General features: G+C 70.4%; 19 protein-coding genes. 8 read left to right on the top strand and 11 right to left on the bottom strand.

Going from position 1 to position 22572, the window contains the following annotated elements; all coding sequences use genetic code 11:
* Positions 1 to 13: 13 nt before the first annotated feature.
* Entirely contained in the window at positions 14 to 1027 is a 1014-nt protein-coding gene (locus tag BKH28_RS08100; RefSeq protein WP_075418324.1) for a TIGR01777 family oxidoreductase, read from the bottom strand.
* A gap of 152 nt (positions 1028 to 1179) precedes the next feature.
* On the opposite strand from BKH28_RS08100, the gene BKH28_RS08095 reads away from it, so the two are divergent.
* A complete protein-coding gene (locus BKH28_RS08095) occupies positions 1180 to 2181 on the top strand; it encodes a hypothetical protein (RefSeq protein WP_075418323.1) in 1002 nt (333 codons plus the stop codon).
* On the opposite strand, the gene BKH28_RS08090 is transcribed toward BKH28_RS08095, so the two are convergent.
* Both BKH28_RS08090 and BKH28_RS08085 read right to left on the bottom strand, forming a co-directional pair.
* The gene (locus tag BKH28_RS08090; protein WP_075418322.1) at positions 2178 to 2915 is read right to left on the bottom strand and encodes a CDP-alcohol phosphatidyltransferase family protein; all 738 of its coding nucleotides are present in this window, start codon (positions 2913 to 2915) and stop codon (positions 2178 to 2180) included. The genes BKH28_RS08095 and BKH28_RS08090 overlap by 4 nt on opposite strands.
* A gap of 196 nt (positions 2916 to 3111) precedes the next feature.
* Complete coding sequence (locus BKH28_RS08085; protein WP_075418321.1) at positions 3112 to 7002, bottom strand: WD40 repeat domain-containing protein; 3891 nt, start codon at positions 7000 to 7002, stop codon at positions 3112 to 3114.
* 642 nt (positions 7003 to 7644) lie between these two features.
* Between BKH28_RS08085 and BKH28_RS08080 the strand changes: the two genes are divergently transcribed.
* A complete protein-coding gene (locus tag BKH28_RS08080; protein WP_075418320.1) occupies positions 7645 to 7839 on the top strand; it encodes a hypothetical protein in 195 nt (64 codons plus the stop codon).
* Between the two features lie 260 nt (positions 7840 to 8099).
* Here BKH28_RS08080 and BKH28_RS08075 read toward each other — a convergent pair whose 3' ends face one another.
* On the bottom strand, positions 8100 to 8492 hold the full coding sequence (locus tag BKH28_RS08075) for a VOC family protein (protein ID WP_075418319.1): 393 nt from the start codon (positions 8490 to 8492) through the stop codon (positions 8100 to 8102).
* Positions 8493 to 8547: 55 nt separating this feature from the next.
* Between BKH28_RS08075 and BKH28_RS08070 the strand changes: the two genes are divergently transcribed.
* Positions 8548 to 9072, top strand: a complete 525-nt coding sequence (locus BKH28_RS08070; RefSeq protein WP_143224103.1) for a hypothetical protein — start codon at positions 8548 to 8550, stop codon at positions 9070 to 9072.
* A 168-nt stretch (positions 9073 to 9240) separates the two neighbouring features.
* On the opposite strand, the gene purL is transcribed toward BKH28_RS08070, so the two are convergent.
* Positions 9241 to 11601, bottom strand: a complete 2361-nt coding sequence (gene purL / locus BKH28_RS08065; RefSeq protein WP_075418318.1) for a phosphoribosylformylglycinamidine synthase subunit PurL — start codon at positions 11599 to 11601, stop codon at positions 9241 to 9243.
* Positions 11602 to 11811: 210 nt separating this feature from the next.
* On the opposite strand from purL, the gene BKH28_RS08060 reads away from it, so the two are divergent.
* The 5 genes from BKH28_RS08060 (at position 11812) to BKH28_RS08040 (ending at position 15824) form a co-directional block, all read left to right on the top strand.
* Positions 11812 to 13224 carry a glycosyltransferase gene (locus BKH28_RS08060; protein WP_075418317.1) on the top strand — a complete coding sequence of 471 codons (1413 nt, stop codon included), beginning with the start codon at positions 11812 to 11814 and terminating at the stop codon, positions 13222 to 13224.
* Between the two features lie 783 nt (positions 13225 to 14007).
* Positions 14008 to 14343 carry an ArsR/SmtB family transcription factor gene (locus BKH28_RS08055; RefSeq protein ID WP_075418316.1) on the top strand — a complete coding sequence of 112 codons (336 nt, stop codon included), beginning with the start codon at positions 14008 to 14010 and terminating at the stop codon, positions 14341 to 14343.
* On the top strand, positions 14336 to 14770 hold the full coding sequence (locus BKH28_RS08050; protein WP_075418315.1) for an SRPBCC family protein: 435 nt from the start codon (positions 14336 to 14338) through the stop codon (positions 14768 to 14770). Before BKH28_RS08055 ends, BKH28_RS08050 begins: the two co-directional genes overlap by 8 nt.
* A gap of 26 nt (positions 14771 to 14796) precedes the next feature.
* On the top strand, positions 14797 to 15168 hold the full coding sequence (locus tag BKH28_RS08045; RefSeq protein ID WP_075418314.1) for a TfoX/Sxy family protein: 372 nt from the start codon (positions 14797 to 14799) through the stop codon (positions 15166 to 15168).
* On the top strand, positions 15165 to 15824 hold the full coding sequence (locus BKH28_RS08040) for a DUF2461 domain-containing protein (RefSeq protein ID WP_075418313.1): 660 nt from the start codon (positions 15165 to 15167) through the stop codon (positions 15822 to 15824). Before BKH28_RS08045 ends, BKH28_RS08040 begins: the two co-directional genes overlap by 4 nt.
* Before the next feature lie 506 nt (positions 15825 to 16330).
* Here the strand turns inward: BKH28_RS08040 and purQ are convergent.
* From purQ to purD, 6 genes are all read right to left on the bottom strand, one after another.
* On the bottom strand, positions 16331 to 17053 hold the full coding sequence (gene purQ, locus BKH28_RS08035; protein ID WP_075418312.1) for a phosphoribosylformylglycinamidine synthase subunit PurQ: 723 nt from the start codon (positions 17051 to 17053) through the stop codon (positions 16331 to 16333).
* Positions 17054 to 17056: 3 nt separating this feature from the next.
* Positions 17057 to 17311: a phosphoribosylformylglycinamidine synthase subunit PurS gene (purS, locus tag BKH28_RS08030; RefSeq protein ID WP_003787688.1), complete on the bottom strand. Its 255-nt coding sequence runs from the start codon at positions 17309 to 17311 to the stop codon at positions 17057 to 17059.
* A gap of 90 nt (positions 17312 to 17401) precedes the next feature.
* Positions 17402 to 19063: a hypothetical protein gene (locus BKH28_RS13555; protein WP_075418311.1), complete on the bottom strand. Its 1662-nt coding sequence runs from the start codon at positions 19061 to 19063 to the stop codon at positions 17402 to 17404.
* Positions 19060 to 19749 carry a hypothetical protein gene (locus BKH28_RS08020; protein WP_075418310.1) on the bottom strand — a complete coding sequence of 230 codons (690 nt, stop codon included), beginning with the start codon at positions 19747 to 19749 and terminating at the stop codon, positions 19060 to 19062. The genes BKH28_RS13555 and BKH28_RS08020 overlap by 4 nt, the downstream gene beginning before the upstream one ends.
* Positions 19746 to 20696, bottom strand: a complete 951-nt coding sequence (locus tag BKH28_RS08015; RefSeq protein ID WP_075418309.1) for a phosphoribosylaminoimidazolesuccinocarboxamide synthase — start codon at positions 20694 to 20696, stop codon at positions 19746 to 19748. Before BKH28_RS08015 ends, BKH28_RS08020 begins: the two co-directional genes overlap by 4 nt.
* A gap of 430 nt (positions 20697 to 21126) precedes the next feature.
* On the bottom strand, positions 21127 to 22416 hold the full coding sequence (gene purD / locus BKH28_RS08010) for a phosphoribosylamine--glycine ligase (RefSeq protein WP_075418308.1): 1290 nt from the start codon (positions 22414 to 22416) through the stop codon (positions 21127 to 21129).
* Between the last annotated feature and the right edge of the window lie 156 nt (positions 22417 to 22572).

The following is a 22572-nucleotide window of genomic DNA, read 5'->3' as shown; positions in this document are numbered from 1 at the left end:
ACCGCGTCGGGCGTCAGGCGCCCAGTCCCCAGATCGAGGCCGCGCCCGGCGCAGTGAAGCGGAAGCCGGAGTCGAGCAGCCTCTGGGGGACCACACGCTGAGAGGCACCGAGCAGCTCGGCAAGCATGCTGCCGATGCTTCCGGTACCGCCGGCCGCCCCGGCCCTCCCCGCCCGGTCCAGCAGGACCTGGGGCACTACCGCCATCGAGGGCGGGCCGAAGGCGCGGGACAGCAGCCGGTGGAGGTCACGGTTGCGCAGAGGCTCAGGCGCAGTCAGGTTGATCGGCCCGCGGACGTCGTCGTGCTCAATCGCCCACAGGAGACCGGCCGCGGCATCCTCCAGCCCGATCCACGGCTGCCACTGGTCACCGCGGCCGAGCCGGGCCCCCGCCCCCACCCGGTAGGCGGCGCCGAGGATTCTGCCCAGCCCACCCGAGGAGCTGACCACCAGGCCCGTGCGGGACTGGACCGTGCGCAGCCCTGCTCGCGTCGCCGGGCCCGTAGCGGCCTCCCAACGCCGGCACAGCTCGGATAGGAATCCCTCGCCCGGGCCGCATGCCTCGGTGAGGATCTCATTGCCCCGATCCCCGTAGAAGCCGGTGGCCGATCCGCTCAGCAGGACCCTGGGCCGCCCCGCCGGGGGCAGGCCCGCGGCAACCCGGGCGATGAGAGCGGTGGTGGACAGGCGCGAGGCCACCAGCGCGCGACGACGCGCCGGCGTCCAGGGGCGCGGCGCGATCGGGGCGCCCGACAGGCACACCACAGCTGCGGCCTCCTCCAGGGCACCGGGCGCCAGGAGACGCTCGGCGGGGGCCCACCAGGCGTGCTCCCTACCGGAGGCATCGACCTCGATGCTCTCCCGCGGCGCCTTGCCCGCTCCACTGCGATGGAGGATCCGGATCCTCCAGCCACTGTCCTGGGCCATATCCGCCAGGCGGGATCCGATGAGGCCCGCTCCGGCCACGACGAGCAGCCCCGGGCCGCTGCGGCGGCCGGGCGGTGCTGAGGGGATTCCGTGAGTGCTCATGAACCCACCCTAGGCCTGGGCCCTTGGGCCCACCCTCCCAACTGCGCCCTGGCACCAGGGCAGGTTGAAGGCTCCTCCTCCTGGGTGAGGAGTGAGCCGTATCGACTCACAGGATGCACACAACCGGCACCCACTCCTCTAGGCTCATCCCAATGCCCGAACACACCCCTGCTCCCCGCTCCTCCGTGATGGACGTGATGGCTCTGCGCTCCGTCACCGAGTTGTCCGTCACCCAACGCCATGTCCTGGATCCCGAGGTCCTGCGGACGGTGGCGGCCGTCGACCGGGTCGGCGATCTGACGCGATTCAACGTCGCCGAGGTGCCCGAGCTGGCCCAGATCTCCACCCCCGAGGAGCTTCTCACGCCCGACGAGCGCGGTTGGGCCCTGGGGCATGCGCTGTCCCTGGCCGTTGAGCATGGGCAGCGCCTGTGGCTGAGCGAGGTTCCCCGGGAGCGCCTGGGGCTGCTGCGGACCGTCCTGGGTGAGCACCTCGTCCATATCGCCTCCCTGGAAGCGACTGAGGACATCGAGGCCCCTCGGGCCGACGGGGCCGATGAGGGTGAGGGCACCGTCGTCGTCGCCGTGAGTCCGCGCCATCTCCTGGACGAGTGGGCCACCGGGACACCTGAGCAGATCAGCTACCTGCGTACCGTCCTGGAGGGGACGGACCCGCTGCGCGTCTCCCGGCACACCCTGGCCGCCCTGCAGGAGGCGAAGGTGGACCTCGTGCCACGCGCCGGCATCGTCCGGCTGCTGCACAACCCCCGCTTCCTCGCCTACGCGACAGTGTTCATCTACTCCTCGCTGCGGGCGCTGCCGGCCATCTACGCCCCCGGCTTCCGCGGCAACCCCTGGGTGCTGTGGACCATCGACATCGTCACCGCCGTGCCCTACACGTGGGGCATCATCGCCATGGTGGCGGGCAAGCGACGTCGCATCCGCTTCGCCGGGTTCCTCGTCACCCTCATCACCTTCATCGCGCCCTACGTGTACTTCTTCCTGGCGGGCAGCCACGGCGACGGCAACCGCTACCCCGGCTGGGTCATCATGGTGGTCATCGGCCTGGTGCTGACCACTGTTCTGCTGGAGGGCGGGCGCTGGCTGCGGGACGTGGCCGTCGCCCGGGGACTGCGGGCCCCCGGGGACGCTTAGGCAGTCGGCGCAGCCGATTCCGCCCCGCGGATCGAGCGCAGCACTCCGGCGAGCAGGAACCACCCGCCGGAGACAATGGCGATGGCGACCAGGCTGAGGGGACGGTGGGGGTAGATCGCGACCAGCCAGCAGGTGGCCAGGAACCACACCGCCACCGCACCGATGTTGAGGGCGCGGAAGCGCTTGACGCGGGCCGGGTGCGCGTAGTGCGTGGGCACCAGGGTCAGCACCACGAAGACGAGGGTGACGATGATGTTGAAGACCGCCGGGGTCTGGAGCACGTAGAACATGAGGGCCACGATGTTCCAGGCGGCCGGGAAGCCCACGAAGTAGTAGTCGGTGGACTTCCACTGCTTGTTGGCGTAGCAGAACATCGACGAGCTCAGGATGAGGGCCATGAGCAGGCCCGCCACCGGATTGCCCCCCATCGGCAGGGCCACGTACATGAAGACCGCGGGGATGAAGGTCCAGGTGAGGTAGTCGACGACGATGTCCACGATGCCGCCGTCGAACCAGGGGATGATCTCGGAGACCCTGGCCCGCCGGGCCAGGGTGCCGTCAACGCCGTCGACGACGAGGGCTACGAGCAGCCAGACCCACATCCATGTGAACTCGCGGTGGGGGTTGATGGTAGCGAGCATGGCCAGGCTTGCCCACACCAGTCCCGACATGGTCAAGATGTGCACTGCCCAGGCGGCGACACGGGCCCGTGCCGGGTACTGCGCCGTCGACACAGATGTCCCCTCTCGGTGGATAACACTGACGGCGGGCAGTCTATGCGGTTCACAGCCCCGGCACATACCCTCCGGCGCAGCTCCTGAGCGATCCCCGTCTCCCCTCGGCCCGCCCGAGAATCGAGTGCGTCCCCGTACCTGCTGGTCGGGGACGCACTCGAGATGCCGGGCGCCGGGGAGGCGCGCAGGAGATGACTCACATACTCACGTTGCGGAAGTCGAAGGGGTAGATCCCCATGGGGTTCCAGTGGGCGATGAGGCGCGCACCGGAGGCTGCTTCATGGGCCCACAGCTCGCTGCTGATGACGACGCCACCACCCTCCAGCTCGCTGAGGTCCAGGCGGTGGTGGCCGTCGACGTACTCATCGGCCTGCTCCACGGGGTAGAGGGTCAGGTCCGAAGCGGGAGACGACAGGCCCTCCAGCTGCTCATCGAGGTCGGCCAGGTCGTTGCCGGCGATGCCGTAGCGGCTCGCCAGCTCGTTGACGTCACGGCGTGCGATGGCGGCGACGAACTCCTGGACCTCGGTGTAGATCCGCTGGCGCAGATCCTTACTCCCCCAGGGTGCCGGGGTCGGCTCGGCCTGCTCAGTGGACTCGGCCGACTCAGGGGCCTCCTCCTCGGCGGCCTCCTCAGCCTCCGCGGGCGTCTGAGACCTCACCGGGTTCTCCTGGCTGTCTGGGTGCTCCTCGTCGGCCTGGTCGGTCGGAGCCTCCGGCACCGTGTGATCCTCGGAATCGCCCTCGGGCGTTGAGGCGGTCGGAGCGGAGGCGGCCTCAGCACTGAAGGCCACCGGCGTCTCAGGTGCGGCAGCGTCGGTGGCATCGCCCGGGCCTGCGGCATCCACTGCATCGGCGGTGTCCGCGACGGGCGGCACCGTCGCCTCGACGGAGGCCTCGACCTCAGGGGCCTCCTTCTGCGTCTGCACCCCGGTCTCCTTGGAGAGGTCGAGAGTGATCTCATCGCCCTCGCGGTCGGTGGCGTCAGCCGGGGTCAGGGCGAGCTCGGCCGGATCGGGGGCGACGGTCTCACCGGTGGGCGCGGCCACGGGCTCACCGCCGGCATGCTCGACGGCGGGGATCGCCACCGGCTCGTAGGCGGACTCGGCCGTCCCGGAGGACTGCACCACCTGGGTCGGCGAGGCCAGCTCCGACTCGCCGTGGACGGCCGCTTCGGCGCCGGCCTCGGTGACCTCCTCCGGGGCCGAGTCGGCCGGGGTCTGTGCAGTGGTGGCGGCGTGTCGGGCCCGGCGCGCGTTGTCGGCCGAACTCGTCTCGTACACCGGGACGGCAGGCGTGTGGGCGCCAGTCTCGGCGTCGGCCTCCTCCTTGGTCTCGGCAGGGATCGGCACGGGCTGCCCCTCGGTCTGCTCCTGCTGGTCCCCCTCGGGAAGAACCGGGGCCTGAGGCATCTCAACCAACGGAGGCGGCGTCACGGCCGGTGCACTCACCTCACCGTCCACGAGGCCCTGGTCCACGGGGAAGGGATGGACGAGGAGGGTCTCCCCCGTCGGCGCGGCGACCGGCTCGGTCTCGGCCTGCGTGACCGGCTGCCCGACGGCGTCGGGGGCCGCAGCGGCCTCGGTCGGAGTGTGGGCGGTCTGCGCCGCGTGCCGGGCCTGGTGATCAGTGGCCGGGTCCTCCACCTCAGGGGCGGAGACCGGCGCGGGACTCTCGGTCCCCTCGGTCTCGACGGAGGTGGAATCCTCGACCTGCGGGGCCTGCGTCTCAGCGGAAGCGTCCTCGACGAGAGGCTCGCCGGCAGGGGCCGACGGCTCCTCCGCCTCAGCCGGGGCGTCCTCAGCGGACTGGGGACCGACGGGCTGCTCCGTGGCGACACCGGGCGCGGTCGGGGCCGGCTCAGTGTGCTGCTCCGTGGTCTGGGAGGAGACAGAGGGGGCGTCAGTGGAATCGCCGAGCGCGTCGGCCACCGGCGCCTCGGAGGACTCGGGAACCTGAAGCGCCTCGGCCGGCTCCTGCGTCGTCGGCTCCTCGCCGGCAGCCTCGGCCGGAGCCGGCTCCGCGACAGCCTCGGGCAGCGGGTCGGAGTTGAGGTACTGGCGGCGCTCCACGCCCACGCGGGTGAGCTGGCCGGCGAGAATCTCGGGACGGCCGAGGTAGTCCCAGACCTCCCCGGGGCCCGAGCGCAGGCTCAAGGAGGGGGCGTCGAGGATGGCTACCCCACCGTCAGGCAGGAAGCACAGGAACAGCCCGGTCATCTCACCGGTGGTGGCGTCCCACAGGCGCACGGTGCCGTCCTCGGAACCGGTGAGGATCCGGGTGCCGTCGGGGCTCCACTGCGCGTCGGTGACGCCGAAGCGGTGGCCCGCCAGGGACAGGACGATCTTGCCGGAGACCTCGTCCCACACGCGCACGACGCCGTCGTCGAAGCCGGCCAGCACCCTGGCGCCGTCGGGGCTCCAGGCGTAGGAGCGGACCATGGCGGCATCGTCGCGCAGCGTCACGAGCTCGCCGGAGGTAATGACGTCCCAGACGTGGGCGGCGCCGTCGGCGCTACCAGTGACGACGCGAGGGCCTCCTTGCGTCCACACGACGTCGCGCACCCAGTTACCGGTGTAGGTGTGGATGACCTCGCCGGTGGTGGCGTCCCAGATGCGGGCCGTCCCGTCCTGGGAGCCGGTCAGGGCGCGCTGACCGTTGGGGCTCCAGGCGACCGAGGTGATCATGTCGCCGTGCCCCTCAAGGGTGAGGAGGCGCTCGCCGCGGACGGCGTCCCAGATCGCGGCACGGTCGTCCCCCAGGCCGGTGAGGATGCGCTCGCTGTCCGGGCTCCAGGCGATGTCGTTGACGTCGTCCTCGCCGGCGGTCAGGGCCTGGACCACGTCACCGGTGGAGGCGTCGAGGATGAGGACTCGCGGCGAGAGGTAGGAGGAGGTGGCCAGACGGGTGCCGTCCGGGCTCCAGACGACCTCGCTCAGCTCCCGGGCGCCGTTGTCCACCGTGAGCCGCGGCTCGCCGGTGGTGGCATCCCAGACGCGGTTGCCACCGATCTTGGCGCCGATAGTGAGCTTGGTGCCGTCGGGGCTCCAGGAGACGGTCTCGACGGAGTTGCCTGCCCCCAGGACGAACTGGGTCTGGCCGGTGGCGGCGTCCCAGATGCGCACGGTGTCGTCGTGCGAGCCGGTGGCCACGCGACTCGAGTCCGGGCTCCAGGCCAGGGCGCAGGCCCACTGGTGGTGGCCGCGCAGGCTGAGCACCTCCTCGCCGGTGGAGGCGTCCCAGATGTGGGCGGTGGTGCCGGAGATGTCGTCAGTGATGATGCGACTGCCGTCAGGGCTCCACGAGACGACGCTGACCCAGCGGCGTTCGCGACCGTGGAGGCTGAGGACCTCCTCGCCGGTGGCGGCGTCCCAGACCCGGGGCTCGGCCGAGTCGAAGGCGGTGATGATGCGGCGCGAGTCCGGGCTCCATGACAGGCCGGTCATCGGCTCGATCGGGCCGACGTGGGTCGGCCTGCCGTCGGGCCCCATGGTGGCGCCGCGCCCCACGAAGGCCATGGGGCCCACGCGCAGCAGCTCAGTGCCGGTGGTGACGTCCCAGACCCGGGCCGTGCCGTCGTCGGAGGCAGTGGCCACGCGAGTCCCGTCCGGGCTCCACGACACCGCGGTGAGGTGCTCCGTGTGCCCCGACAGCGTGCGCACCACCTGACCACTGGAGGCGTCCCAGATGCGGGCCGAGGCATCGTCGAAGCTGGTGAGGATGCGGGTGGAGTCGGGGCTCCAGGCCACCGCCCCACCGACACCGGAGCCGCCGACCCCCAGGGTCAGCAGGTCGGCACCGGTGGTCGCGTCCCAGACGCGGACGCTGTGATCCTCCGCCGCAGTGAGGAGCCGCGTGCCATCGGGGCTCCAGGCCACTGCGCTGATGGACAGGCTGGGGCCGGCCAGTGCGAACAGCTCGGTACCGCGATTCGCGTCCCAGACGCGAGCCGTGCCGTCGTGCGATCCGGACAGGAGCCGCGTGCCATCCGGGCTCCAGGCCACACCCCACAGCGCGTCGAAGTGGCCGGCATACAGTGACACCTCGCGAGGGTCGATCGTCCCCGAGGTCTCTGAAGGCACAGTCATGGTTGAAGTCTAGAGATCTCTGCGAGGTATCTGCGGCATCTTGAGCCGATTGCGAGCAGTTACCTGAGTGATATCTGGCAAATCCAGGGCTGAGAGGGCGCCACGCCGAGTGCACGACACGCTGAGGCGCCTCCTTCCGCGCCACCACGGTCCGTTCGGGAGGGCGCAGGAGGGCGTTGCGCCGTCGGCGATGACCGACTCGCCCACCACTTCGATATCTTCCCGAGATGCCCGAAGAATTGTCAGCCGCTGTCGCAGAGGCGGCGTCGATATCGGTACAGACACTGTCCGAGCCCACCACCGCCCCCACCGCACTCCGGGCCACCACCAACGCTGACGGGGACATTCCGCGCAGCCGGGTGCATTCGCCTCCCGACGGGGACGTTCTGCGCGTTCGGGGACGGGATTCCTGTCCCCACAGGCGTCAGACGTCCCCGAACGCGAGGAAATGTCCACGACGACGGCGGGCTCGAGACACCAGGACAGACGCAGTTTCCAGCAGGGACCGCCACCAGCGGGCACATCCTCCAGCTCAGGTAGGAAGCGTGCCGCGCTCCGCCTTCCTTCAGAGGGATAGAGGACGGCGCAGAATCATTCGTCGGCCCGATGCGCCCTGGGCCACCGCTCACGCAGGCTGGAGTCATGACCGCGATCACGACCTCCCGCCCCACGCGTCAGGCCCTCGCCTCCGACGGTGAGAGTCTCGGACGTCGTTGGCTCAAGAACGTCCTGACCACCGCCCTCGCCGGCATTCTCTGCCTGGTGCTCATCGGCGTCACGCGCACCGTCTCCGCGCTGATCACCGGCGGGAGCACCCGTACCGGGGCCGGACGGTAGACGAGTCTGCTCGATTCGCCTCGCCACGGCGCCCCTGGCCCCAGCCCCGCCGCGACATCCACGGCGAGTACCGGCCGGGGGCATTCCACGCGGCCGGGTGCGTGTCGTTCCGGCCGGGGGCATGCGACGCCGTCGGGGACAGCAATCCCGTCCCCGAACGCGCAGAACGTCCCCGGCGGTACAGAAATGTCCCCGACGAGGTGGACTCAGGCAGCGGAACTGAGGTGCACAGTCCGCAGTCAGGGTCACACAGTCGGCGGTCAGTTGCCGGCGCCGTGGAAGACGGCCTCGAGGTTGTTGCCGTCGGGGTCGAGGACGAAGGCCCCGTAGTAGCCGGGATGGTAGTGCGGGCGCTCGCCGGGGCCGCCGTTTTCGGTGCCGCCCGCTGCCAGGGCCGCCTCATGGAAGGCGTCCACCTGCGCCGTCGACGACGCCGCCACAGCGATATGGCAGGGCGTCGGGCTCTCCGCCGGGGCCAGCCACAGGTCCGCGTGGACCGGAGCGTCCTCCGGCGCGCCGGGAACTGGCCCACCCAGTCCGGTGACGGGCCCGAACTCCATGACCACGCGGTAGCCCAGCGGAGCGAGCGCCGCCTCGTAGAAGGCCTTCGAGGCCGCCGGATCACTGACACTCACAGAGGCATGATCGATCATGCCTCCAGGCTAGCCACTGGTTGATGCACGGTGGGCACATTGACAGGATCCAGCCATGACATCTTCTGCAGTCCCCTCCTCCGAGGATTCGGCAGCCTCCTCGCCCTCCGGCGATTCAGCCGACCCCATCTTCTCGCGACGCAGCCGTTCGACCACTGTGTGGGCCTCGATCCCATTGATTGCCTGGGGAGCTCAGGTGGTGGGCGCCACGATGTCCTATGGCTTCGTCAATGGCTCCAACGAGTCTGCACAGGACTACGAACACCGACTGGCGAGCTCCGTCGATCTTGGCCTCCCGGCGACGATGAATGGCGTGATCCTGATCCTGGCCGGCATCGGCACGCTTACAGCGATATATCTCGCCGTAGCCGACCGCGCAGTGGGCGCGGCCGCCCTCAGCATGGTTCTGGCCGGCATCTCCCTGTCAGTCTCACTGACTTACCTCGCCATGACGGGGGCACCCGGCCCCGTCATCTGGTACGACGGGCTCCACCTGGTGAACGTCCCCCCTGCAGTGGTGCTCCTCGCCTCCGCGGTGGCACTCAACCGTCACATGTCGACACTTGAGGTGGCGCGGTAGGGAGGCGCGACGCCTACTCAGCAGGGCGGACTGAGGGGGACATTCCACGCGGCCGGGTGCGTGTCGTTCCGACCGGGGCCATCCTGCGCGTTCGGGAACAGGATTCCTGTCCCCGACGGCGTCGAATGCCCCCAGTCGTGAAGAAATGTCCCCGGCGGTGAATGCGTCTCAGAACAGCGCCGGCAGGACGCCCTCGACGTCGCCCCCCAGCTCGGCCAGGTCCAGGACGAGGGGGCGCCCGGCACCGCCATCGGAGAGCAGGTCGCTGCCGGCCACGACGAGCAGGTCACCGCCGGTGGTCCCCAGGCGCGCCACGGCCACGTCCTCGGCCTCCGCGGCCGCAGTCACGGCGGGCACGAGCTCCTCACGCACGGCGACGATCGCACGGGCCCCGGACTCGGAGAACAGGGCGGTGAAGTCGTCCACGCCGTCCTCCTGGATGGCGGTCAGGTCCACGCTGGCGCCGACGCCGCAGCGCAGGCAGGAATCCACGAGGGTCTGGATGAGGCCGCCGGCGGAGCAGTCATGGGCGGCGCGCACCAGCGACTCACCGCCGGGCCCCTCCGCGTCGCTGAGGGCCAGCAGGACCCGCCCGAGCGCCATCTCCGCCTCGAGGTCGACGCGCGGGGGCAGTCCGCCGAGGTGGTCGTGGACCACGCGCGACCAGGCCGAGCCGTCGAGCTCGTCGGCGGTGGCGCCCAGGGCCATGATGGCCAGGCCCTCCTCGTGCCAGCCCGAGGGGTTGGCCCGGCGCACGTCGTCCATGACGCCCAGGACGCCGACGACGGGCGTGGGGTTGATCGAGGAGTCGATCTGCCCCTTGACCTTGCCGTGGGAGTTGTAGAGGGAGACGTTGCCGCCGGTGACCGGCACGCCCATGGTGGCGCAGGCGTCGGCCAGGCCGGTGATGGCCTCGACGAGCTGCCACATGGCGTCGGGGTCCTCCGGCGAGCCGAAGTTGAGGCAGTCGGTGACGGCCAGGGGCCGGGCGCCCACGGTGCACACGTTGCGGTAGGACTCGGCCAGGGCCTGGGCGGCGCCGGTGGCGGGGTCGAGCTTGGTGAAGCGGCCGTTGGCGTCGGTGGAGATGGCCACGCCGCGGCCGGTGGCCTCGTCGACGCGGATGACGCCGGCGTCATCGGGCTGGCACAGGGCGGTGTCGCCACGCACGAAGCGGTCGTACTGGTCGGTCACCCAGGCGACGGAGGCATGGTTGGGGCTGGTGACGACGGCGCGCACCTGCTCGGCGAGCTCGGTGGCGGACTCGGAGCGGGTCAGGCGCTCAGTGGTGTTGGCGTTGAGCGCGTCCTGCCAGGCGGGGCGGGCGTAGGGGCGCTCGTAGGTGGGGCCCTCGTGGGCCACGGTGTGCGGGTCGACGTCGACGATGCGCTCCCCGAAGTGATCGATGGTCAGACGGCCCGAGCCGTTGACCTCCCCGATGACGGCGGCCTCGACGTCCCACTTGTCGATGACGGCCATGAACTCCTCGAGCTTGTCGGGGGCGACGACGGCCATCATGCGCTCCTGGGACTCGCTCATGAGGATCTCGCCGGCGGTCAGGGTGGGGTCGCGCAGGAGCACCTTCTCCAGGTCGACGTGCATGCCGCCATCTCCGTTGGAGGCCAGCTCGGAGGTGGCGCAGGAGATGCCGGCGGCACCCAGGTCCTGGATGCCGAGCACGAGTCCGGCGCCGAACAGGTCGAGGCAGCACTCGATGAGGACCTTCTCCATGAAGGGGTCGCCCACCTGGACGCTGGGGCGCTTGGCCGGCATGCCGTCCTCGAAGGACTCCGACGCCAGGATGGAGGCCCCGCCGATGCCGTCCCCGCCGGTGCGGGCCCCGAAGAGCACCACCTTGTTGCCGGCACCGGTGGCGTTGGCCAGGTGGATGTCCTCGTGGCGCAGCACGCCCACACACAGGGCGTTGACCAGCGGGTTCTCCTGGTAGGAGGAGTCGAACTCGGTCTCACCGCCGATATTGGGCAGGCCCAGGGAGTTGCCGTAGGTGCCCACGCCGGCCACCACGCCGTGGACGACGCGCGCGGTGTCGGGGTGGTCGACGGCGCCGAAGCGCAGCTGGTCCATGACGGCCACGGGCCGCGCCCCCATGGAGATGATGTCGCGCACGATGCCGCCCACGCCGGTGGCGGCCCCCTGGTAGGGCTCGACGTAGCTGGGGTGGTTGTGCGACTCGACCTTGTAGGTCACCGCCCAGCCGTCACCGATGTCGACGACACCGGCGTTCTCCCCCATCCCGACCAGGAGGTGCTCGCGCATCTCGGGGGTGGTCTTGGCGCCGAACTGGCGCAGGTGGATCTTGGAGGACTTGTAGGAGCAGTGCTCGGACCACATGACCGAGTACATGGCCAGCTCGGCGTTGGTGGGACGGCGCCCCAGCAGCTCGCGAATGGACTCGTACTCGTCGGCCTTGAGGCCCAGCTCCTTCCAGGGCATCTCCCTCTCGGGCGTCGCGGCGGCGTCGGCAACGGTGTCGGGGTGATGGGCTGGGATCGCGGACTCGGGCGCCATGGGTGCTCCTGGTCGAAGAGGGAGTGCGGCCGAGCCAAGCCTACCCACCCCCAGCGGCACCTCACACCACGACCCTCGCAGGGTCGCACTCCACGTGCACCCGATCGGAGCGCCGCGGAATCCGGCCAGAAGAATGCCGAAACGGCAACAAGACGCCACGCCCATACCCAAAGTGCTGCGCCTCACACGATTTCGGGGGAAGATCATGGCATGAGAGACATCGACGTCGCCCCGCTGCCCCTGTCGCACCTGGAGAGCCACTTGGACGAGGTGGCCATCAAACGACTGCACACGAGCCTGACGGGGGCCGAGGCCCTGCTGGAGGGACGCACCGTGTGGACGGTCACGCCGTCGGCGGCCGCCGGCTCAGGGCCGGCAGAAACGGTCGCGCCCCTCGTGGGCTACTCCCTGGGCGCCGGCCTCAATGTGCGCTGGTTGTCCTTGGACGCCCCCGAGGAGTTCACCCAGATCGCGACCCGCCTGCATGCCGGCATCCACGGGGACCACGGCGACGGCGGCAAGCTCGGGGACAAGCAGCGCGACATCTACGAGCACGTCCTGGCCTCCAACGCGGAGAACATCGTCGAGGAGGTCCGCCCCGACGACATCATCATCCTTCATGACCCGCCCACGGCAGGCCTGGCCAAGGCCCTCAAAGCCGTGGGCGCCACCGTTATCTGGCGCTGCCACGCCGGGGCCGAGGGCGCGGGCGAGGCCGCCGACTACGCCTGGGCCTTCCTGGACCGCTACCTGGAGGACGTGGACCTCGTCATCGTCTCCCGCCCCGAGTACCGGCCGCCCTACATCGAGGCCGAGCGCTGCGCGGTCCTGGCCCCCTCCATCGACGCCGACTCCCCCAAGAACCGGGTCCTGGATCTGGACGAGGCCTGGTCGGTGGCGCGACTGTCCGGCATCTTCGCCGGCGAACCGCCCTTCGAGGCCGTGCCCTTCCTGCGTCACGACGGGCGCGCCGACGCCTTCCGCGGTCTGACCGACGACCCGGTCCTGGCCGGCGGACCGGTACCACTGGGCGCCCGAGTCATTACCCAGGTCAACCGCTGGGACCGCCTTAAGGGCGGCCTGGAGCTGGTGGAGGCCTTCGCCGAGAACATCGCCCTGCTGCCCGAGGACGCCCACCTGCTGCTGGTCGGCCCGACCCCGGACGGGTCCGAGTCGCAGGCGACCCTGACGCAGATCGTGGAGCGCTGCTCGGTGCTGCCGGACTCTGTCGCCTCACGGATCCACGTGGCAGCGGTGAGCATGGAGGACCGGGAGGTCAACGCCACCGTCGTCAACGCCGTCCAGCGGGTCAGCTCGGTGGTCACCCAGCGCTCCCTCATCGAGGCCTTCGGCCTGACGGTTGCCGAGGCGATGTGGAAGAAGGCTCCGGTGGTCGCCTCCGCGGTGGGCGGCATCCGCGATCAGATCGACGACGGCATCGACGGCGTGCTGGTCGACCCGACCGATGGCGTCGCCTGGGCCGAGGCCGTGCGCGACCTACTGCTCTTCCCCGAGCGGGCTCAGGAGATGGGACTGGCCGCCCACGAGGCCGTGCGCCGGGAGTTCCTGTCCAACCGCCACCTCCAGGACCTCCTGCAGATCGTGGCCGACCTGGTGGGCTGACGAACCACCACAACGAAGCACTCGGCGGTCGGTCGTTCCTCGGAGCGGCCGACCGCCGTCGTCTGAGGCGCTTTAGAAGAACCGACCAGGAGCCGTTTCGTCACACACCGACACCCGCTCGGCACGCCAGTCGCCACCTGAGCCCCAAGTAGGCCGGCTGCCGCACGAGGGTGGGGTTCTACTGCAAGAGGGTTGGGCGCACTCCACCTAGGTCGGACTTTCGCGCAGTACGCACGACCCTCGATCAGTACACCCCCACCCTCGTGGAGTAGGCCACCCCGGAGAAGGCTTGGGCCGGAGCCGGCGTTGAACCATGACCTCTAACCCCCTGCAAAGGAACTTGAAGGGGCCAGGCAAGAGCAGACAAGAGCAGACACGGGTCAGTCGGTTTCAGCGGTACCCGACTTCCACCACAAGGGGACCCCGGAATCGATCATGTGCGTGCCCTGGTGTCCATGGCGCTGAAATCAACCCCGCACAGGCACCACACACCACGGAACAACCGCAGAATTCCAACGATCTTCGCTGGTCGCTTTGACGGCGAACTCGTTAATGTCAGCGCTGTGGACACCGAGCCGCGGGCCTGAGCGACTCCGCAGGGCGCCGGCGAGGCAGTCAGGCGCCCTCACCCGACACTGGCAGCGACCTCCCCTGCCTGAACCCTTCCGGCTCCCGCACAGGGCCCCGGAGGTCATGCCTCGACGCTACCTCCAACATACAAGCACTCATGAGTACAAATACTCATTTGTGTTAAGGTGAGGCTGTCGACCCGAGGAGGAGCGCGTGGGAGCACCAGAGATGATTGACGTCGATATGACGCTACGGGCACTGGCCGACGGGAACCGTCGGGCGATCCTGCGCGTCATCCGCTCAGGGCCGCAGCCCGTCGGCGCCGTCGCACAAGCCATCGGCTTGTCGCAGCAGACCGCCTCGCATCATCTCCGGACTCTTCAGAAGGCGGGACTGGCAACCGTCACCACCGATCACACACGCCGCCTGTACGCACTCAACACGGACGGACTCGCGGCGGTGCGCTCCTACCTCGACGACTTCTGGCCAGAGAGGCTGGCGGCCCTCAAGTCCGCCGTCGAGCAGCGAGAGGAGAAGCAGCATGGCTGAGTTCCGGGACTTCATCGAGATCGAGGCACCCCCGCAGGCGGTGTTCGAGTACCTCACCACCAACGAGGGCATGACGGCGTGGATGGGGCAGTACGCCGATCTCGACCCGACACCGGGCGGCCGGTTCGCGGTCGACATTGCCGGCTACCCCGTACGGGGTGAGTACCTCGTGGTCGAGCCCTTCCAGCGCGTGGTGGTCTCGTGGGGGTTCGCCGGCAATGACGAGCTGCCCGCCGGCACATCCAAGGTCGAGTTCATCCTGACGCCGATCACTGGCGGCACACGTGTGGACCTGCGCCACCTCGACCTGCCGGAGTCCGAGGTCCGCGGGCACGCACACGGCTGGGCCCACTTCATGCCCCGCCTCAAGGTCGCCGGTGCGGGAGGGGACGCCGGCCCGGACCACTGGCAGCCCCTGACCGACTGACCTGACCGCCGACGGGAGACGAAGTGATGACATCCATGACACCCGAGCAGCACCACCTCGTTCAACGCGTCCGCGCGCTGGTCGATGACGAACCGGATGTGCGCGAGGTCTCCATGTTCGGAGGGCGCGCGATCATGGTCAACGACAAGATGATCGTCAGCGCCGGGAAGACCGGGGACCTCCTGGTGCGCGTCGCCGCGGACCGCCACGAAACGCTCCTGGACGAACCGGGCGCCGAGCAGGCCCAAATGGGCGCCGGGCGAGAGATGGGAGCCGGATGGATCACCGTCGCACCCGAGGCCATCGCCGACGACGGCCGCCTCACCTTCTGGGTTGACGTCGCGATGCACCACAACCGTGCGGTCACTGGCGGGCAATCGGGAAGCGACGAATCATGAGCACCTTCCAAGGACTACCGACAGCCCTTTTCGAGTTCTTCGCCGACCTGGCGCAGGACAACTCGAAGGACTTCTGGAGCGCCAACAAGCAGCGTTGGCAGCGGGACGTGAAAGCCCCTATGAGCGCACTGATTGACGAGCTCTCCGGCGAGTTCGGCCCTTTGCGCATGTTCCGCCCCAACCGCGACCTGCGTTTCGCCCGCGACAAGACCCCTTACAAGCTCTGGACAGGCGCTACCAGCACCCCTCAGGCCACTGGCGGAATCGGCTACTACCTCAGTGTGTCGACCACCGGTATCACCACCGGCTACGGAGCCATGCGGATGACCGCCGACCAACTCCGCCACTTCCGGGGCGCCATCGATGCCGACATCAGCGGAATCCGCTTCGAGGAGCTCACCCAAGAGCTCGCCGCACAGGGGCTGCCCGTCTCACCCGGCGCCGACCAGCCATTGAAAAACGCACCGCGAGGCTGGTCGACCGACCACCCCCGCATCAACTTCCTCAGATGGAAAGGGGCCGCAGTCGTTCAGGACTGGCCCACCGACACCTGGATGCACACTCCCCAGGTGCACGAGAGGATTCGAGACACCTGGGCCGCCGTCGAGCCTCTCAGGGCATGGCTCGACGAGCACGTCTCGCAGCACAACCACTGACCAGTGAGCGGCCGACGATCAAGTGCCGGAGAACCGGCCCAGGGAGGCTTCATACAGCATGAGCGAAGTTATCCACAGGCCGTGTCCACAGGCTTGTGCAGGGGTGTGTGGGTTCGTGGAATGTCGCCGCTCCCCCTGTGCACAAGACCCGTTCGAGACCTTCAACCCGAGTGAGCGATCACGCTGGAGGCTTCCCACAAACACTCCCGCGCACCTTGGGGCATCATCGCTATAGACAGAGTTTTGGCTGAAAAGCCGGGAAAATCATCCGGTCAGTCGTGCCCGCCCCTCGGGACTCCCGAGGCAGAGCCCCTGACGACTGGGCAGCACATTCTTCATCGTCATGCAACTTGAACGCGGTCACTGCCAGGTTGTCCGAGCGAGGAATCGCCCCTTCCTCTCCACAGTTCTGCACAGGCCCGAGACGAATCTGTGGATAACGTGGCAGGGACGATTCGGCTCTTACCCCTGACGACCGTCAGATGGTGGTGCCGCCCGTGGTGCTCTCAGACGGACAGCAGTGAGTCGATGGCGGAGCGGAAGACTCCCAGGCCGTCGGTACCGGTGCGCGGGCCCGCCTGCGAGCCGGGACCAAAACCAGGCTCCACGGCGTGCTCAGGATGGGGCATGAGTCCAACGACGTTGCCACGCTCATTGCGCACGCCGGCGATGTCGCGGGCCGAGCCGTTGGGGTTGCCCACGTAGCGGAAGACGACGAGTCCCTCCCCCTCGAGGCGGTCGAGCTCCTCGGGCGAGGCGATGAAGTTGCCTTCGCCGTTCTTCATGGGGACGACGATCTCCTCCCCGTCCGTGAACCGGTTGGTCCAGGCGGTCTGCGTGTTCTCAACGCGCAGGCGCTGCTCAACGCAGATGAAGCGCTGGTTCGCGTTGCGCAGGAGGGCACCGGGCAGGAGGTGGGCCTCAGCCAGAATCTGGAAGCCGTTGCAGATGCCGAGCACCGGCATGCCGCGCTCGGCAGCGGCCACAACCTCCTCCATGACGGGGGCGAAGCGGGCGATGGCGCCGCAGCGCAGGTAGTCGCCGTAGGAGAAGCCGCCGGGCACGACGACCGCATCGACGCCGCGTAAGTCGGCGTCCTTGTGCCACAGGCTCACCGGCTCGGCCCCGGCCAGGCGCACGGCGCGGGCGGCATCGACGTCGTCGAGGGTCCCGGGGAAGGTGATGACGCCGATGCGGGCAGCGTGGGAGCTGCTGGGAGACTCACTCACGGCTCAGGCCTCCTCGTCGGCGGCGACGGAGACGACGTCCTCGATGATCGGGTTGGACAGGAGGGTGTCGGCGGCCTCGCGGGCGGCGGCCAGATGCTCCTCGGTGACGGGACCATCCACGGTCAGCTCGAAGCGGCGGCCCTGTCGCACACCGGTGAACTGCTCGAACCCGAGGCGGGGAAGGCTTCCGACGACCGCCTTGCCCTGGGGGTCAAGGATCTCGGGCTTGGGCATGACCTCGACGACGATGCGTCCCATGGGTGCTCCTCGGATAAGGCGGGATTGAGTGCGCAGCCCAAGACTACCCGCATGCGGCCCAGGGCATTGACCTGACAGGCTCGAGCCGGCTCAGACCTGGCCGAGCCACTCGCCGGCCAGCCGGATCGCGACGACTCCGCCCAGAGTCAGGGCGGCAGTGGCGATGAGCCAGCTGGAGCCCAGGACGAGGGCGACGACGGCGCAGACCACGGCGCTGGCGAGCATGAACCCGCCCACGGCGCCGGCAACACCTGCGGGGGCGTGGATGGACTGGTCGACGGTGGAGGTACCCATCACCGGTGTGGGGCCGGAGTCCACGGTGGGGGCCGTCTCGTCGCCGCGCTCGGCGGTGCCCAGGAGAAGCGGTCCGCGAGCGCGGGCCACCAGCCGGGCGGGGTCGTGGACCTTGACGGACCCGGTGGTCAGGCCGGCGGCGGCGTCGAGCACGCCGGGCTTCCAGCGCTCGGCCTCCCGGCGCACGGGGGTGCCTCCGGCCCAGGCCAGGTAGCCGGCGGCGGCCACCAGCCCGGCCCCGCCGAGGACCGCGACGAGCCACGGCGGGATCCACGGGTGACCGGCCTCGGCGTTGCGGGCCAGGTTCATGGCCGAGGCAGTGGCCAGGACCAGCCCCAGCAGGGCGAAGGCCACGCCGACCAGGCGCTGACGACGCACGGCTGCGGGCCACGGGGAACGGGTCCTGGCACTGGAGCTCTTGGCGCTTCCGCGCCCCACACCCCAGTCGGTGCCCGAGGAGGGGCGGCGGGGGCCGCGTCCCTTGGCGGGGCCGCGCCCCACACCCCAGTCAGTGCCCCCCTGGGCCTTGATCTCCTCGACGTCCAGGGCATTGGTGGCGGCCTCCCAGGCACTGGACTCGGCCAGGATGCCGGCGTCCTCCTCGGAGTCGGGCTGGGCCGCCGCGTCCGTAGGCGCGGTGGGGGCGGCGCTGGGGCGCGCCTGGTAGCCGCGGGCGCGGGCGGAGGGCGCTCCGGCACCGGGGGTCGAGGCGGCAGGTGCCGCTGCTGCGGCCGATGCTGCGGTCGCCGGCGGCGACGCGGAGGCCGCGGAGGCACCGCTGGGCACTGCCTCGGGCTTGCCCTGGGAGATGGTGAAGACGCGGGTGGTGGTGGCTCCCGCCTGGGGCGCGCTACCCGGTCCGTCGACGGCGGTGGGGCGTACGACGGGCCGTGGCGAGCGGCTGTCGGCACCGGCGGCGGCCGCGGCCCGCTGCTGCTGGATGTCTGGGGCGCTGGCGGCGCTGCCGGTGTGGGAGACCGGGTCATCCATCGGGTCGGGCTCACCGTGGCCCCCGGGGGTGTCGGCGGGCCCGTCGACGGCGCGCAGGGCGGCCGGGGAGGCGGGCGACCCGGCGGACAGGGCGGAGTCGGCCCAGCTGACGTCGTCGCCGGACACGTCGGCCAGGTCGATGGCGATGGCGGCGTCGACGGCGTCAGCGGTTCCTGAGGCGATGGCCTGGGCCGCGGCTGAGCGCAGGTCTTCCTCCGTCATGCCTGCTGCGTCGCCCGTATCACGGGCACCGGTGGCGCCATCGGCGGAGCCGGCAGCAGAGGCCGCGGAGACTCCGGAGGCGGCCGAGGCGGTGGAGGCCGGGTTGTTGCCGGAGCGGACGACCTCAAGCAGCCCGCTGCCGCCGGGCCGGGCGGAGACGCTCTTCGGACGCGGGGTCCTCTTGGGCATGATGCCCCAGTTGACGGGCCCCTGCTCGTTGTCGGGACGTCGGTCAGGAGGGGTCATGAGATCACCTGTCCCAGGATGGAGGCGAGCCCCAGGGCCACGAGCACGAAGCCGGTGGCGCCGAGCAGGAGCTGGCCGACGCGGATGAGGGTCTCGCCGGTGGAGGTACCGGCCAGGCGCTCGTCGGCCGCACGCCCGAATGACGTCGCGGCCAGTGCGGTGGTGACGGGGCCGGAAACCACGTCGAGAGTGGTCAGCTCACGCCGACCGGTCGACTCGGGGACGAGCACCTTGGTTCCCGGCACGGTGAGCGTCGCCAGATCGGTACCGGGCAGGGGTGCGCCGTCGGCCCCCGAGCCCCGCTGCGAGGACTGGGAGCCCTTGGCCCCCTTGCTCTGGGAGCCCTTACCGCTTCCCCCCTTCTTGGAGGACTCGCTGACCTGCCGGGCCCGGGCCGCCCGGACCCGGTTGCGCTCCAGGCGCAGGCGGGGAGCATTGACCACCAGGGAGCGGGCGGAGAGCCTCAAGGAGGCGAGCATGCCCAGCCCGACGAGGACGAGGGCGATGCCGCCCAGGACACGGGAGGTCCCGGCCGCCCCGAGGGCGGAGGTGACGGCGGCCGACAGCGCCAGCACGATCGTCAGGACGATGAGGCCGACCAGGACGTAGAAGCCCGGCCCCGGTTTGAAGGCGCGGGCGGCGCTCCCGGTATCGGGAACGTCCGACGTGGGTGAGGTCGTGGTCATGACAGCTCCAGGGGGTGGCCGGTCAGCCGCTCGTAGGCCTCGAGGTAACGGGCTCGGGTCCGTTCGACGACGTCGTCGGGCAGGGACGGGGGCTCCTGGTCGCTGGCCCGGTCCCAGCCGGAGGCCGGGGAGGTGAGCCAGTCGCGCACGTACTGCTTGTCGAATGAGGGGGTGACCCGGCCGGGCTCCCAGGCGTCGGCGGGCCAGAAGCGGGAGGAGTCGGGGGTGAGGACCTCATCGCCCAGGACCAGGTTGCCGCCGGCATCGGTGCCGAGCTCGAACTTGGTGTCGGCCAGGATGATGCCGCGGTCCCCGGCGATCTCGGCGGCCCGGGAGTAGAGGGCCAGCGTGGTGTCGCGCAGGGCGGTGGCGGCCCTGTCCCCCACCATCTGGATGACGCGCTCGAAGGTGACGTTCTCGTCGTGCTCGCCGAGCTCGGCCTTGGCGGCCGGGGTGAAGATCGGCTCGGGCAGGCAGGATGCCTCGGTCAGGCCCTCGGGCAGGGCCACTCCGCACACGGCGCGGTTCTCCCGATACTCGGCCAGGCCGGAACCGGTGAGGTAGCCGCGGGCCACGCACTCCACCGGGTACATCTCCAGTCGCCGGCAGATCATGGCGCGTCCGGCGACCTGGGAGGGAACGTCGAGGGAGACGAGATGCCCCGGGACGACGTCGGCGAGCCGCTCGAACCACCAGGCGCTCAGGGCGGTCAGGACCTTGCCCTTGTCCGGGATCGGGGTGGCCAGGATGTGGTCGTATGCGCTGATGCGGTCCGAGGCGACCACGAGGAGCACGTCCTGCCCGCCCCACGGGCCGTCGGAGGCGGGGGCGTAGACGTCCCGAACCTTACCGCTGGAGCGGTGCTCCCACCCTGGGACGGCGGGGGGCCGGGAGCCGGCGGAGGAGGCTCCGGGGCCGACTGAGACGGAGCTCGCGGACTGAGTCATGCCCCCATCCTGCCATCGGCGGGCACCCTGTGTCCGATTCCGAGCTGCGGCGTCGCCTGCGGGAGTCACCACTGGGCGCCCGCCCGATTACCGCACCATCGCGCCCATTCATCCGGGTCGGATCATCGGAGGGGCCGGACTGCGACCGGAGCAAATCCCACCGACGGGAAGGCAACGACTCTCACCTCTGACTCCTCCCGGCCGACCGGACAGAACGCTGACGTGGGTCAACACCGGGGGCGGCGCGCACCCCGCCCACCCTCCGAGGGACCGCGGGTCCCTCTCAGGAAAGAAACCACCGGTGTGCGTTTGGTCTCGGAAGAAGTGCGTGCGTCAAACGCCCCGCCCCTCTCGGCCGTGTCTGACGGCGCGGCCTCCGGGGTTCGGCAGACGGCGAACCGTGAGCCGTGATCGCGACGTCGAGGAGGCCCTACTCGGCCCCGTCGGCACTGCTTGCAGTGCCGACACTGGCCGCCTGGGCGATATCGGTGCGGTACTGGGCGCCGTCGAGGTCGATGCGCTCGACGGCCTCGTAGGCGCGTTCCCGCGCCGCCTCGACGGTTGGCCCCAGGGCGACGACGGACAGGACCCGCCCGCCGACGGCGACCAGCTCCCCGCGCTCGGTGGTGCCGGTGCCGGCGTGCAGCACGTGGACGTCGTCGAGCTCCTCGGCGGCCTCGATCCCGGTGATGGTGCCGCCGGTGGTGACGGTTCCGGGGTAGCCGGGGGCGGCGATGACGACGTCGACGGCGCACTGCTCGGACCAGGTGGGCTCAGGGGTCTCGGCGAGGCGGCCGGTGGCGGCGGCGTGGAGGAGCTCGGGCAGGGAGGAGGTCAGGCGGGCCAGGACGGCCTGGGTCTCGGGGTCGCCGAAGCGGACGTTGAACTCGACGACGCGCAGTCCGCGGCTGGTCAGGGCCAGGCCGCAGTAGAGCAGACCGATGAAGCTGGTGCCGCGGCGGGCCATCTCGTCGACGACGGGTTGGGCGACCTCACGCACCACCTGCTCGACCAGGTCGGCCGGAGCCCAGGACAGGGGCGAGTAGGCGCCCATGCCGCCGGTGTTGGGGCCGGCGTCGTCGTTGAGGAGGCGCTTGAAGTCCTGGGCGGGGGCCAGGGGGCGGACGGTGGCGCCGTCGCACACGCAGAACACGGAGGTCTCAGGGCCGTCGAGATAGTCCTCAACGACGACGCGACCGCTGCCGCGGGTCAGGCAGGCGCGACCGTGGGCCAGGGCGACGGGGAGCTCGTCGGTGACGACGACGCCCTTGCCTGCGGCCAGGCCGTCCTCCTTGACGACGTAGGGGGCCCCGAAGCGGTCCAGGGCGGCGGTCAGCTCGGCCTCGGTGGTGCACACGGCGGCCTCGGCGGTGGGTACGTCCGCGGCGGTCATGATCTCCTTGGCGAAGGCCTTCGAGCCCTCCAGGCGGGCGGCCTCGGCGCTGGGGCCGAAGCAGGGGATCCCGGCGTCGCGCACGGCGTCGGCGACGCCGGCGACCAGGGGCGCCTCGGGACCGACGACGACGAGGTCGGCCTCCATCTGCGTGGCCAGGGCCACGACCTCCTCAGGGACACTGGGGTCGATGTTGAGGTTCGTGGCAATGACCGAGGTGCCGGGGTTCCCGGGGGCGACGACGAGCTCAGTGGTCTGCGGGTCACGGGCGAGGGCGCGGGCCAGGGCGTGCTCGCGCGCGCCGGAGCCGAGGAGCAGGATCTTCACGGCGTCAGCCTAGATGATAGAAACCGCATCACGCCTGGAATCGCGGGCACCGCGCGTCCACGCCCGGAGGATATCTCCGATCGGCGGACGAGTCACGGTCCGGTCTCTCCGGGATGACGCCTCCCACCGCGAAGAGCAAACCCAAGAAATCGTCAG

Origin of the sequence: Actinomyces oris (assembly GCF_001937665.1) — a bacterium.
GTDB classification, from domain to species: domain Bacteria; phylum Actinomycetota; class Actinomycetes; order Actinomycetales; family Actinomycetaceae; genus Actinomyces; species Actinomyces stomatis.
This window is presented reverse-complemented; position numbering and strand designations above follow the sequence as displayed.

What these genes read in the sequence shown, in the direction of transcription:
- BKH28_RS08100 (WP_075418324.1), bottom strand. Translation starts at nt 1,027, where the DNA reads ATGAGCACTCACGGAATCCCCTCAGCACCGCCCGGCCGCCGCAGCGGC.
- BKH28_RS08085 (WP_075418321.1), bottom strand. Translation starts at nt 7,002, where the DNA reads ATGACTGTGCCTTCAGAGACCTCGGGGACGATCGACCCTCGCGAGGTG.
- BKH28_RS08015 (WP_075418309.1), bottom strand. Translation starts at nt 20,696, where the DNA reads ATGACTCAGTCCGCGAGCTCCGTCTCAGTCGGCCCCGGAGCCTCCTCC.
- purL (WP_075418318.1), bottom strand. Translation starts at nt 11,601, where the DNA reads ATGGCGCCCGAGTCCGCGATCCCAGCCCATCACCCCGACACCGTTGCC.
- BKH28_RS08070 (WP_143224103.1), top strand. Translation starts at nt 8,548, where the DNA reads ATGACATCTTCTGCAGTCCCCTCCTCCGAGGATTCGGCAGCCTCCTCG.
- BKH28_RS08075 (WP_075418319.1), bottom strand. Translation starts at nt 8,492, where the DNA reads ATGATCGATCATGCCTCTGTGAGTGTCAGTGATCCGGCGGCCTCGAAG.
- BKH28_RS08060 (WP_075418317.1), top strand. Translation starts at nt 11,812, where the DNA reads ATGAGAGACATCGACGTCGCCCCGCTGCCCCTGTCGCACCTGGAGAGC.
- BKH28_RS08095 (WP_075418323.1), top strand. Translation starts at nt 1,180, where the DNA reads ATGCCCGAACACACCCCTGCTCCCCGCTCCTCCGTGATGGACGTGATG.
- BKH28_RS13555 (WP_075418311.1), bottom strand. Translation starts at nt 19,063, where the DNA reads ATGACCCCTCCTGACCGACGTCCCGACAACGAGCAGGGGCCCGTCAAC.
- BKH28_RS08020 (WP_075418310.1), bottom strand. Translation starts at nt 19,749, where the DNA reads ATGACCACGACCTCACCCACGTCGGACGTTCCCGATACCGGGAGCGCC.
- BKH28_RS08050 (WP_075418315.1), top strand. Translation starts at nt 14,336, where the DNA reads ATGGCTGAGTTCCGGGACTTCATCGAGATCGAGGCACCCCCGCAGGCG.
- BKH28_RS08040 (WP_075418313.1), top strand. Translation starts at nt 15,165, where the DNA reads ATGAGCACCTTCCAAGGACTACCGACAGCCCTTTTCGAGTTCTTCGCC.
- purS (WP_003787688.1), bottom strand. Translation starts at nt 17,311, where the DNA reads ATGGGACGCATCGTCGTCGAGGTCATGCCCAAGCCCGAGATCCTTGAC.
- BKH28_RS08045 (WP_075418314.1), top strand. Translation starts at nt 14,797, where the DNA reads ATGACATCCATGACACCCGAGCAGCACCACCTCGTTCAACGCGTCCGC.
- BKH28_RS08080 (WP_075418320.1), top strand. Translation starts at nt 7,645, where the DNA reads ATGACCGCGATCACGACCTCCCGCCCCACGCGTCAGGCCCTCGCCTCC.